The 11,358-nt window shown below is 72.2% G+C and carries 12 protein-coding genes; 7 read left to right on the forward strand and 5 right to left on the reverse strand.

Annotated features, from left to right (window positions below):
* Positions 1-4 precede the first annotated feature (4 nt).
* On the reverse strand, positions 5-841 hold the full coding sequence (locus IM778_RS11525; protein ID WP_194409027.1) for a DUF3097 domain-containing protein: 837 nt from the start codon (positions 839-841) through the stop codon (positions 5-7).
* Between the two features lie 154 nt (positions 842-995).
* Between IM778_RS11525 and IM778_RS11530 the strand changes: the two genes are divergently transcribed.
* The 4 genes from IM778_RS11530 (at position 996) to IM778_RS11545 (ending at position 5,258) form a co-directional block, all read left to right on the forward strand.
* On the forward strand, positions 996-3,026 hold the full coding sequence (locus IM778_RS11530) for a TPM domain-containing protein (protein ID WP_194409028.1): 2,031 nt from the start codon (positions 996-998) through the stop codon (positions 3,024-3,026).
* A 108-nt stretch (positions 3,027-3,134) separates the two neighbouring features.
* Entirely contained in the window at positions 3,135-3,872 is a 738-nt protein-coding gene (locus tag IM778_RS11535) for a PspA/IM30 family protein (RefSeq protein ID WP_194409029.1), read from the forward strand.
* A 109-nt stretch (positions 3,873-3,981) separates the two neighbouring features.
* Positions 3,982-4,803: an arginase family protein gene (locus IM778_RS11540; RefSeq protein WP_194409030.1), complete on the forward strand. Its 822-nt coding sequence runs from the start codon at positions 3,982-3,984 to the stop codon at positions 4,801-4,803.
* Positions 4,800-5,258, forward strand: a complete 459-nt coding sequence (locus IM778_RS11545) for a Fe-S oxidoreductase (protein WP_194409031.1) — start codon at positions 4,800-4,802, stop codon at positions 5,256-5,258. The genes IM778_RS11540 and IM778_RS11545 overlap by 4 nt, the downstream gene beginning before the upstream one ends.
* A gap of 7 nt (positions 5,259-5,265) precedes the next feature.
* Here the strand turns inward: IM778_RS11545 and IM778_RS11550 are convergent, their stop codons facing one another.
* The 4 genes from IM778_RS11550 to IM778_RS11565 form a co-directional block, all read right to left on the reverse strand.
* On the reverse strand, positions 5,266-5,820 hold the full coding sequence (locus tag IM778_RS11550) for a hypothetical protein (RefSeq protein ID WP_194409032.1): 555 nt from the start codon (positions 5,818-5,820) through the stop codon (positions 5,266-5,268).
* Positions 5,821-5,867: 47 nt separating this feature from the next.
* On the reverse strand, positions 5,868-6,329 hold the full coding sequence (locus tag IM778_RS11555; protein ID WP_194409033.1) for an SIP domain-containing protein: 462 nt from the start codon (positions 6,327-6,329) through the stop codon (positions 5,868-5,870).
* A gap of 65 nt (positions 6,330-6,394) precedes the next feature.
* The gene (locus IM778_RS11560) at positions 6,395-7,123 is read right to left on the reverse strand and encodes a tyrosine-protein phosphatase (protein ID WP_273541863.1); all 729 of its coding nucleotides are present in this window, start codon (positions 7,121-7,123) and stop codon (positions 6,395-6,397) included.
* Between the two features lie 53 nt (positions 7,124-7,176).
* A complete protein-coding gene (locus tag IM778_RS11565; protein WP_194409034.1) occupies positions 7,177-7,686 on the reverse strand; it encodes a carboxymuconolactone decarboxylase family protein in 510 nt (169 codons plus the stop codon).
* 67 nt (positions 7,687-7,753) lie between these two features.
* Between IM778_RS11565 and IM778_RS11570 the strand changes: the two genes are divergently transcribed.
* The 3 genes from IM778_RS11570 to IM778_RS11580 all read left to right on the forward strand — a co-directional run bounded on the left by IM778_RS11570 (position 7,754) and on the right by IM778_RS11580 (position 11,333).
* Positions 7,754-8,710 (forward strand): alpha/beta fold hydrolase, encoded by a 957-nt coding sequence (locus IM778_RS11570; protein WP_194409035.1) that lies wholly within the window; start codon positions 7,754-7,756, stop codon positions 8,708-8,710.
* A gap of 167 nt (positions 8,711-8,877) precedes the next feature.
* A complete protein-coding gene (locus IM778_RS11575) occupies positions 8,878-10,386 on the forward strand; it encodes an ABC transporter substrate-binding protein (protein ID WP_194409036.1) in 1,509 nt (502 codons plus the stop codon).
* Positions 10,383-11,333 (forward strand): ABC transporter permease, encoded by a 951-nt coding sequence (locus IM778_RS11580; protein WP_194409037.1) that lies wholly within the window; start codon positions 10,383-10,385, stop codon positions 11,331-11,333. The genes IM778_RS11575 and IM778_RS11580 overlap by 4 nt, the downstream gene beginning before the upstream one ends.
* Positions 11,334-11,358 lie beyond the last annotated feature (25 nt).

An 11,358-nucleotide genomic window follows, 5' to 3' on the forward strand; every position in this document is an offset into this window, starting at 1 on the left:
ACGCCTACTGGGTCACGAAGTCGATGAGCTCTTCGACGCGGCCGAGGAACGCCGGCTCGAGGTCGCGATAGCTCTTCACCGAGGCGAGGACGCGCTGCCACGCGCGGGCGAGGTCGGCCTGGTCGCGCGCCGGCCAGCCGAGCGCCCGGCACACGCCCACCTTGAACTCGATGCCGCGCGGCACCTCGGGCCAGCGCTCGATGCCCATCGAACGCGGCGTCACGCACTGCCAGACGTCGATCCACGGATGCCCGACGATGAGCAGGTGCGCGCCGTGCCGGCCCCGCGATATCGCCTCGGCGATACGGGTCTCCTTCGAGCCCGGCACCAGGTGGTCCAGCAGCACGCCGTAGCGTCGCTGCGCCGAGGGCGGCTCCTCGTCGAGCGCCGCCTGCAGCAGATCGACGCCCTGGAGGTACTCGACGACGACCCCCTCGGCGCGCAGGTCGTCGCCCCACACCTTCTCGACGAGCTCGGCATCGTGCCGCCCCTCCACGAAGATGCGGCTCGCCCGCGCGGTGCGGGCACGCGAGTCGGGTGCCGCGAACGAGCCCGACGCCGTGCGCCGCGGTCCGCTGTGCGCGGCGACCGGTGCCGGCGGGCCCAGCACGACATCGCGTCCCTCGATCAGGAACCCGGGCCCGAGCGGGAACAGCCGTCGCCGCCCGACGCGATCCTCGAGCTCGACCATGCCGCCCGACACGCCGACCACGGCACCGCAGAAGCCGTCGTCGGCGACCTCGACCACGAGATCGCGGGATGCCGCCACCCGCGGCAGCTCGCGCACTCCGTGGCCCTTCCATCCCGTGGCCAGCACATCGGCGCCGTAGCGATCGTCCATCCTCGTCCTCCGGATCGGCAAGGCTACCGGCACGGGCGCCGGGTAGCCGGCAGCGACCCGCGGCCCGTGCGAGCCGGACCTCGGGCTACCGTCGTATCCCCGCGCCTGCATAGACTCGCGTGTGGGGAAACCCCGAGTCCCAGAGGGGGGATCGATGCCACTGCGCCGAACGGCAGCGCTGGTGTCCGCTGCGGTGGTCGCGGTCACGGTGATGGGGGCGGCGGCCGTCTCGGCCACGCCTCCGGTCACGCTCGGCTCGGGCTATGTGCTCGACGATGCGGGCGTGCTGTCCTCGTCGGAGGAGGCGCAGGCGCAGGACCGGCTGGACGCGCTGAAGACGCAGACCGGGCTCGACCTGTGGGTCGTGTTCGTCGATGAGTTCACCGACCCGGCCGACTCCGAGAGCTGGGCGAACCAGACCGCCGACGACAACGGCCTCGGCGTGACCCAGTATCTCCTCGCGGTCGCGACCGAGGGACGGCAGTACTACCTCTCGGGCTCGTCCGAGGGGCCGGTGACCTTCGACCAGCTCGCGACCATCGAGCAGCAGCGGGTGCAGCCCGCCCTGAGGGCGGAGGACTGGCTCGGCGCCGTCGACGGCGCCGCGGACGGCCTGACCGATGCCGCCGGCGGCGGCTCCGGCGCGGTGGACGACGGGGCGTCCGGCGGGGGCGGCTGGCTGACCTGGCTCCTCGTGATCGCCGTCGTCGTGGTGGCCGTGGTCCTCATCGTGGTGCTCGCCCGCCGTCGTCGCGGCACAGCGGGCGCGGTCCCCGCGGGCGGCGCCGGCGCGCCGCAGCCGAGCCTCGAAGAACTCGAACGGCGCGCGTCGTCGCTCCTCGTCGAGACCGACGACGCCCTGAAGACCAGCGCGCAGGAGCTCGGCTTCGCCAAGGCACAGTTCGGCGACGCGGCGACCGCCGAGTTCGAGGCGGCGATCGCCTCCGCCCAGCAGGATCTCGACGAGGCGTTCACCCTCAAGCAGCAGCTCGACGACGCCACTCCGGACTCCCCGCAGGACACGCGTGCGTGGAACGAGCGGATCATCGCGCTGTGCGAGGAGGCCAACGCCCTGCTCGACGAGAAGGCCGAGGCGTTCGACGAGCTGCGCAAGCTCGAGCAGAACGCACCCGAGGCGCTCGCACGCGTCCAGGACGCACGGACGAAGGCCGCGGCATCCCTCGAGGCCGCTGCCGCGCATCTGCAGACCCTGCGCGCCTCGTACGCGCCCGAAGCCCTCGCGACCGTCGCGGACAACCCCGAGCAGGCTCGCCAGCGACTCGCGTTCGCCGACGAGCAGCTCGACGCCGCGCAGGCGGCGATCGGCGCCGGAGACGGCGGCGAGGCCGCCGTCGGCATCCGCGCCGCCGAAGAGGCGGTCGGCCAGGCGACCCTGCTCGAAGACGCGATCGACAAGCTCGCGAACGACCTCGCCGAGGGCGAGCGCAGCGCGGCCGCCCTGGTGACCGAGCTCGAGGGCGACATCGTGGCGGCCTCGGCCCTGCCTGACCCCGACGGCCGGATCGCGGGCGCCATCGCCGCCACCAGGCAGCAGCTCGACACCGCCCGCGTACACCTCAGCGGTACCGCCAAGCGGCCGCTCGTCGCCCTCCAGAGCCTCGAGGCCGCCAACCAGCAGATCGACGCCCTGGTGCAGGGCGTGCGGGATGCCGCGGTCCAGGCTCAGCGCGCGCGTCAGATGGTGGGGCAGCTCATCCTGCAGGCGCAGGCGCAGGTGTCGGCCGCCGAGGACTACATCACCGCGCGCCGCGGCGCCGTCGGCGCGCAGGCGAGGACGCGGCTCGCCGAAGCCGGGGCCGCGCTCGCCCGCGCGCAGGCACTGCAGGCCGGCGACCCCGAGCAGGCCATGCAGCACGCTCAGCGCGCCGATCAGCTCGCCGGTCAGGCCATCCAGGCGGCGCAGAACGACGTCGGCGCGTTCGGAGGCGATGGCGGCGGCATGTTCCGCGGCGGCGGCCAGTCCGACGGCGGCGGCATGCTGGGTGCCGTACTCGGCGGCATCGTGCTCAACTCGATGCTCGGCGGCGGCCGGTCCTCGGGCGGATCGAGCGGCGGGCTGGGCGGCATGCTCGGCGGCGGCGCATCGCGGTCCTCCGGCAGATTCCGGCCCGGCAGCTTCGGCGGCGGCGGCACCCGCAGCCGCCGAGGGGGTGGTCGCTTCTGAGCCGCCCGTGCTCCACCGGCCGGCCGAGACCCGCGGCACGGCATCCCGAACCCGATCCACCCTCATCCGAACTCCGATAGGCCTGAACTCCGATAGGAAGGAAATCCGATGGCGAAGCAGTCCATCTTCGGTCGTATCTCGACGCTCCTGAAGGCGAACATCAACGCCCTCCTCGACTCCGCCGAGGATCCGCAGAAGATGCTCGACCAACTGGTGCGCGACTACACCAACTCGATCGCCGACGCCGAGTCGGCCATCGCCGAGACGATCGGCAACCTGCGCCTGCTCGAGCGCGACCACCAGGAGGACGTCCAGGCGGCCGCCGAGTGGGGCAACAAGGCCCTCGCGGCCAGCCGCAAGGCCGACGAGCTGCGGGCGATCGGCCACACCGCCGACGCCGACAAGTTCGACAACCTCGCCAAGATCGCGCTGCAGCGCCAGATCAGCGAGGAGAACGAGGCGAAGGCCATCGCCCCGACGATCGCGTCGCAGACCGAGGTCGTCGCGAAGCTCAAGGACGGCCTCAACGGCATGAAGCAGAAGCTGGAGCAGCTGAAGTCCAAGCGCTCCGAGCTGCTCGCGCGCGCGAAGACCGCCGAGGCCCAGACCAAGGTGCACGACGCGGTCAAGTCGATCGATGTGCTCGACCCGACCAGCGAGCTCGGCCGGTTCGAAGACAAGGTCCGCAGGCAGGAGGCCCTCGCCGCCGGCAAGCAGGAGCTCGCCGCGTCGAGCCTCGACGCGCAGTTCAACCAGCTCGAGGACGTCGGGGAGCTCACCGAGGTCGAGGCGCGCCTGGCCGCGCTGAAGACCGGCGGCTCGTCGCAGGCGGCCATCGGCAGCTGACGATCGAGCACGGAGGGCGTCGCATCCGGGATGCGGCGCCCTTCGGCGTTCGCGGACGGAGGAATCGCCGACGGCGACCTGGGCGCCGGTCGTGCGCGAAGATGAGGGGATGACGCGATACCTGGTGGTTCCGCAGTGGCAGGGAAGCCCGTCGTCCCGGGCCATGCAGCTCATCGACGGGGCCCAGGCCATCGCCGGGGATCTGCCGCGGACGGCCACCACCGTGCTCGACGTGCCGATGGAGGCCGGCGAGTCGCAGGGCAGCGGCATCCATCGCCTCACCGCGCTGCAGCGCATCCACGGCATGATCGCGGACGCGCTGGACGGCCACGACGAGCCCGTGCTCACCGTCGGCGGTGACTGCGGCGTGGCCCTCGCGCCCATCGCGCACGCCGCACGTCGCGCCCCGAAGCTCGCCGTCGTGTGGATCGACGCCCACCCCGACCTGAACTCGCCCCGGTCCTCGCCGTCGGGCGCGTTCGCAGGCATGGTGCTGCGCGCGGTGCTCGGCGACGGCGATCCGGGACTGTCGCTGCCGGCCGGATCCGTCGACCCCGGCCGCGTCGTGGTCGGCGCAGCGCGTTCGTACGACGACGACGAGCTGGCCGCGGTGGCAGACCTCGGCATCGCGACGCTCACCGTCGACGAACTGCGCGATCCGACATCGCTCGCCTCCGCCGTCGCGGCGACGGGCGCGGACGCCGTGTACATCCACATCGACATCGACGCCCTCGACCCGGCCGAGATCGCCGGCAACGCGCACCCCGAGCCGTTCGGGGTGACCGTCGGCGAGCTGACCGCCGCGATCGCCGAGGTGCGGGCGGGCACGCCGCTCGCGGGCGCATCGCTCACGGGCTACTCCCCCGCCTCGACCGCCTCGGCACACGAGGATCTCGGGGCGATCCTGCGGGTGATCGGCGCGCTGGCGTGAGCCCGATCCCCCCGCCGCCGCGAGGATGGCGTGCCGCGGCGGAGCGAGCCGTGCTGCGCGGCCGGCGCATCGACCGGTGGATCCCCCCGTTCCTGCTCGACTCGCCCGTCAGCCGAGCCGGCTACTGGTACGGGTGCGCGGTCGGCTGGGTATGGGGCTCGCTGTGGAGCACGGGCCGCGTCGAGAAGCGCGAGGGACTGTGGGTGTTCCGCGGCATGCCGCGCTGGACGTTCCCGCGCGGGGGCGTGTGCGTCGGGGGCTGCTTCCTCACCGGCGACGGCCGCGTCTCCGCGGCGCTGCTGCGTCACGAGGCGGTGCACAAGCGTCAGTGGCAGCGGTACGGCTTCCTCATGCCGCTGCTGTACGCGCTCGCCGGCCGCGATCCGCTGCGCAATCGCTTCGAGATCGAAGCGGGCCTCGAAGACGGCAACTACGTGCCGCGGGGCGCTGCCTGACCGGCTGTCACGCCGCGGTCGCGGCGGCGGCCCGCCCGACCCGGGCGACCTGGCGCCCGAGCGCGATCACGACGGCGAGGGGGAAGACGATCCAGAACAGGTTCGGGAGCACCGCCACCATGAGGAACCCCGTGATGTCGCCGCGCTCGAGCGACTGCCGTGTCATCTCCAGGCCGCTCGAGGCCTCGACCAGGAAGTAGATCACGGTCTTCCAGAAGGTCGCGACCGTCACGATCAGCCCCACGACGACGCCCGACCATCGGCGTGCGTGCAACAGCGCCCACACGATGAAGACCACTTCGACGAGGTTCGCCCAGCTCTGCGCGCTGCCGAAGGCGTCGAACTGGCCGTAGCGGTGGTCGAACGTGCCGTAGAACACGTGACCCGGCCAGAACGCCGCGAGCGGGCCGCCGTCGTGCGACAGCGGCCCGAGCAGCACGTAGCAGGCGTCGTAGGTCTGGATGACCGCCGAGATCGTGAGCCACACGATGACCCACGTCGGCATCCGGAGGTCGCGCGGGTCGACGGAGAGGGAGGCCGGGGCGGCAGCGCGCTGCGTCATGGGCACGACTGTACCCAGTCGGTCGCCGTCAGGAGCGCAGCGACGCCTCAGCCCGCGACGCCGAGCCGGTAGTGCTCGGGGGCGTGGATGGACTCGCGGCCGATGCCCAGCTCCACCAGGTGATCGACGATGTCGGCCGTGCCGAGGTAGCCGCCGAGGAGGTGGATGCGCGTCTGGTCGTCCTCTTCGCACAGCATCTCGTCGGCCCACGCGATGACGGCGCGCGAGAGCGCCTCACCCGAGGCGCAGCCGCGACCGGTGCCGGGGGCGCCGCTGCGCTGCGAGCGGTCGAGCCACGTCACGACCATGCGGCTGGGGGCCGAGATGTCGCCCTGCCACGAGGCGTCGGGCACCTCGATGAACACGCGGCCCGTGGAGCAGATCGGCAGCGTCGCGAGCACGGCTTCGAGCTCGGCGAGCGAGGACTCGTCGGCCGTGATGAGATGCTGCACGCGCGTGTGCCGCGAGGAACGGCACGCGGATGCGTTGTGCTCGATGTTGTGGACCATGACACGTCCACTATACCGCGAAAGAAGGGTTGCCTTACCTCAGCCCGTCACGAACCGACTCCGGCTCACACGGGCCGCAGCAGCACGCGACGCAGCTCGACGACCTCGTCGTCGCCGAGGCCGTGCGCGCGGAGGTAGTCCGCCGCCGACCCGTAGCGATCGGCGACCTCGTCCAGGAGCGCCCGCATCACGGGGGCGGGCGAACGCGTCGCGAGGTCTTCGAGATGCACGGCCTCGGGGTGCATCGACCGCAGCAGCTGCACGATCGCACGGTTGCGCCTCTCGGGCAGCAGTCCCTCGGTTCGCGCGTAGTCGCCGACCACGGCCTCGGGCTCCACACCGGCCGCCGCGAGGGTGAGGGCGACCGTCACGCCGGTGCGGTCCTTGCCGACCGTGCAATGCACCAGCACGGGCTGGTCGGCGAGGATGCCGCGCACCACGTCGACGACACCGGCCGACGAGTCCTCGACCAGCCGCCGATACATCTCGTCGAGGCCGATGTCGTCGGCGAAGAACGACTCGACCGAGCCCAGGAACAGCGGAACGCGCTGCACGACGACCTCGAGCCCCTCGATGCGGCTGGGCTCGAAGGCGACCTCGGTGTCGGCGCGCAGGTCGATGATGCGTCGCAGGCGCAGCTGCTCGAGCGCACGCGAGCCGGCGTCGTCGAGGCGGGCGAGGTTGCCGGAACGGTAGAGCACGCCATGGCGCGTCACCGCGCCGCCCTTCGCGGGCAGTCCGCCGACGTCGCGGAGGTTCATCGCCCCGGAGACGTGCGGGTCGCCCGGCGCCAGCGGATCGTGGTCGCCCGGACTGTCGGCGCCCCGGCCCGGAGGCGTGGGGACGGCTACCACGCCGTGCCCGCCGCGGCGTCCGCGTCCTCGCCGGCCAGGTCGTCGCGCGGAGGCACGTCGTAACGGCCGGCGATCGCGATGCGGTTGAACGCATTGATCGAGACCAGGATCCAGCTCAGCGCCACGTACTCCTGCTCGCTGAGGATGCCGCCGACACGGTCGTAGACGTCGTCGGGCACGCCGTCGTCGTGGATGAACGCGAAGGCCTCGGCCAGCTCGAGGCCGGCCCGCTCGCGCTCGGAGAACACCCCGGAGTCGCGCCACACCGGGACCTGGGCGATGACGTCGGCCGAGACGCCGGCCTTGACGGCGCGGTCGACGTGCATGCGGACGCAGTAGGCGCAGCCGTTGAGCTGCGACGTGTGGATCTGCACGAGCTCCTTGAGCCGGTCGTCCACACCGTTCGCCGCCGCGATCCCGCCGACGGTCTGCGAGAACGCGGTGAGCGCCTGGTACGCCGGCCGCGCGGCGCGCGACAGGTGCACGCGGTGTTCATGCTTCATCTCGCAAGCCTACCGAGGGCCACTGCGCGCGCGGCGGGTCACCTCGGGGGTGAGAGACAATGGCCGGGTGAGCGAACCCACCGACGAGTTCTCCTTCCTCTCCGCCCAGGCCGCCGAGGCCGGCATCGACGCCCCGCTCCCCCGCGGCGAGCGCCTGACGCTGCCGCTGGCCGGCGGCCGGACGCTGAGCGCCCTCCGCTACGCGCCCGCCGACGCGATCGCGCCGACGCCGATGGTCACCTTCCTGCACGGTGCGGGGCTGAACGCGCACACGTGGGACACCACGATCCTCGCCCTCGGGCTCCCCGCCCTCGCGATCGACCTGCCGGGGCACGGCGACTCGTCGTGGCGCTCCGACGCGGCGTACGTCGCGCGCGTCCTCGCACCGGACGTCGCGGCGGGCATGGACGCCTGGACCGACGTCCCGCAGGTGCTCGTCGGGCAGTCGCTCGGCGGCCTGACGGCGGCGGCGGTGGCGGCGTCGCGACCCGACCTCGTGCGAGAGCTCGTCGTGATCGACATCACGCCCGGGGTCGACTCGAACGCCGGGCCCACCCAGATCCGCGAGTTCTTCGCCGGCTCCGTCGACTGGGCGTCGCGAGACGAGCTCGTCGACCGCGCGCTCGCATTCGGGCTCGGCGGCGGCACCCGGCGCAAGGCCGAGCGCGGGGTCTTCTTCAACTCGCGCGTGCGCCCCGACGGCCGCGTGGAATGGAAGCACCACTTCGCCCACCTGGCGAACGCGATGGCCGCGTCGCCCGAGACGGCCGCCGCCGGCACGAGCGGGCAGGACGCCGTGAGCGCCGTGCTCGGCGAGTCGGGCTGGGAGGACCTCGCCGCCGCGACGGCCCCCACGACCCTGATCCGTGGCGCGCGCGGATACGTGACGGATGCCGATGCCGAGGAGTTCGCGCGGCGCAATGCCGAGGCATCCGTCGTCACCGTCCCCGCCGGGCACAACGTGCAGGAGGACATCCCGCGGGAGCTCGGCGAACGCCTGCGCACGCTCGCCGCCGCGGACTGAGCCCTCCGCCGCGGCACGGAAGCATTAACGCTTCTGTTTCGTTCCTGGTAGCGGGTTCTCGCACCACGTCGCGATATCCCTAGGCTTGACTACCGCACCGGCCGCCGCGAGGCCCGTCGCGCCGCCGGCGCCCGCGCAGCACGCGGGACCCTCCCGAAAGGACCTTCATGCTCCGTCGCACCGTTCTCGCCTCCGCCTCCCTCCTGGCGGCGGGTGCGCTCCTGCTGACCGCCTGCAGCGGGGGCGCCGAGCCCGCGCCGACCGTGACCGGCGAGCCCGACCCCGACGCGTCGGTCGCGATCCGCCTGGTGCTCGAGCCCGGGAACCTCGACATCCGCCGGACGGCGGGAGCGGCGCTGGACCAGATCCTCGTCGACAACGTCTACCAGGGGCTGGTCGCCCGCACCGCCGAGCAGGAGATCGTCCCCGCGCTGGCGAGCGACTGGACGGTCTCGCCCGACGGTCTCACCTACACGTTCACCCTGCGGGAGGGCGTCGCCTTCCACGACGGTCAGCCGCTGACGCCGCAGGACGTGGTGTGGTCGCTGACCACGCGCAAGAACACGCCGGAATGGCGCGACTCCGCCCGCCTCGCGAACGTCGAGACGATCGAGGCCGAGGGACAGGACATCACCCTGACCCTCACCGAGCCCGACTCCAGCCTGCTGTGGAACCTCACCGGGCGTGCCGGCATCGTCCTCAAGGAGGGCGACACGGTCGACTACAACACGGCGGCCAACGGCACCGGCCCGTTCGTGCTCGAGCGGTGGCGCGAGGGCGACAGCATCACGTTCGCCCGCAACGACGCGTACTGGGGCGAGCCGGCACAGGTCGCCGAGGTCGTGTTCGACTACATCCCCGACAACCAGGCCGCACTCGGCGCTGCGCTCGCCGGCGAGGTCGACGTCGTCACCGGCTTCGACGCGAACCTGCGCGAGCAGATCGAGGCGAACGGCGAGTTCGCGCTCGAGCTCGGCCAGTCCACCGACAAGGGCACCCTCGCGTTCAACCAGACCTCCGGACCCCTCGCCGACGTGCGCGTGCGGCAGGCGATCCGCCAGGCGATCGACCACGACGCGATCATCGAGGCGCTCGCCTCCGGCCAGACGCAGTACGGCCCCATCCCCGAGCTCGACCCCGGCTACGAGGACCTCTCCGACGTCGCTCCCTACGACCTCGAAGCGGCGCGCGCGCTGCTGGAGGCGGCGGGCGCGGACGACCTCGAGCTCACGCTGACGATCCCGAACTTCTACTCCACGACGATCCCGCAGATCCTGGTGTCCGATCTCAACGAGGTCGGCATCACGCTCGAGGTCGAGTCCGTGGACTTCTCGACGTGGCTCAACGATGTGTACATCAACCAGGACTACGACCTGAGCTTCGTGCTGCACACCGAGGCGCGCGACTTCGAGAACTGGGCGAACCCCGACTACTACTTCACCTACGACAACCCCGAGGTGCAGGACCTGTACGCGCAGTCGCTCGCGGCGACCGACGAGGAGGAGGCGGCCGACCTGCTGCAGGAGGCCGCGCGCCTGGTCGCCGAGGACCACGCCGCCGACTGGCTCTACAACGGCGCCTCGGTCGTCGCGGTCGGCACTAACATCACGGGTATGCCCTCGATCAACGTGAACGAGCGCCTGAATCTCGCCGAGATCGCCAAGAGCAACGGGTGATCCGGTACGCGCTGATCCGGCTCGGCCTGCTCCTGCTCGGGCTGTTCGTCGCCAGCGTGCTCATCTTCCTCACCCTTCGCGTGCTGCCCGGTGATGTCGCGCAGCTGATCGCCGGTGTCAACTCGAACCCCGAGCAGCTCGCCGCGATCCGCGAGCGGCTCGGGCTGAACCACCCTCTGCCCGCGCAGTACCTGGACTGGATCGGCGGCGTCCTCCGCGGCGACCTCGGCACGTCGCTGCTCACCGGCACCGCCGTCGTGGACGAACTGGCCGAGAAGGCGCAGGTGACCGTTCCCCTCGGCATCCTCTCGCTCGTCATCGCGGTGCTGATCAGCGTTCCCCTCGGGGTGCTGTCGGCGATGCGGCGCGGCCGCGCCGACGGCACGGCGCTCAGCGTCGGTGCGCAGACGCTCGCCGCGGTTCCGGTGGTGTGGGCCGGCATGATGCTCGTGGTCGTGTTCGCGGTGTGGCTCGGGTGGCTACCCGCGCAGGGCTTCCCGCGCGCCGGCTGGGCCGATCCGTGGGCGGCGCTGCGGTCGCTGATCCTCCCCGCGCTCACGATCGGGATCGTCGAGGGGGCGATGCTGCTGCGTTTCGTGCGCAGCGCCACGCTGCAGGCGGTCGGGCAGGACTTCGTGCGCACCGCCGCGGCGAAGGGGCTCACCCGCGACGCCGCGCTCATCCGCCACGGCCTGCCGGTCGTCGGGCTGTCGGTCATCACGGTGCTCGGACTCCAGGTCGCCGGAATCATCGTGGGCGCCGTCGTGATCGAGCAGCTGTTCTCGCTGCCCGGCATCGGTCGCATGCTCGTCGCCGACGTCGGCGCGCGCGACCTGCCGAAGGTGCAGGGCGAGCTGCTCGCGCTCACCGGCTTCGTGCTCGTCGTCGGCTTCGCCGTCGACCTCGTCCACCGCATCATCGACCCCCGGCAGCGGGAGGCGGCATGAGCGCTCCGACGTCCTCGAGGACCGT

Source organism: Microbacterium cremeum (assembly GCF_015277855.1).
GTDB classification, from domain to species: domain Bacteria; phylum Actinomycetota; class Actinomycetes; order Actinomycetales; family Microbacteriaceae; genus Microbacterium; species Microbacterium cremeum.

Bases quoted from the DNA above. Each gene is read 5' to 3' on its own strand.
- IM778_RS11525 (WP_194409027.1), bottom strand. From the start codon at position 841: ATGGACGATCGCTACGGCGCCGATGTGCTGGCCACGGGATGGAAGGGC.
- IM778_RS11530 (WP_194409028.1), top strand. From the start codon at position 996: ATGCCACTGCGCCGAACGGCAGCGCTGGTGTCCGCTGCGGTGGTCGCG.
- IM778_RS11535 (WP_194409029.1), top strand. From the start codon at position 3,135: ATGGCGAAGCAGTCCATCTTCGGTCGTATCTCGACGCTCCTGAAGGCG.
- IM778_RS11540 (WP_194409030.1), top strand. From the start codon at position 3,982: ATGACGCGATACCTGGTGGTTCCGCAGTGGCAGGGAAGCCCGTCGTCC.
- IM778_RS11550 (WP_194409032.1), bottom strand. From the start codon at position 5,820: ATGACGCAGCGCGCTGCCGCCCCGGCCTCCCTCTCCGTCGACCCGCGC.
- IM778_RS11555 (WP_194409033.1), bottom strand. From the start codon at position 6,329: ATGGTCCACAACATCGAGCACAACGCATCCGCGTGCCGTTCCTCGCGG.
- IM778_RS11565 (WP_194409034.1), bottom strand. From the start codon at position 7,686: ATGAAGCATGAACACCGCGTGCACCTGTCGCGCGCCGCGCGGCCGGCG.
- IM778_RS11575 (WP_194409036.1), top strand. From the start codon at position 8,878: ATGCTCCGTCGCACCGTTCTCGCCTCCGCCTCCCTCCTGGCGGCGGGT.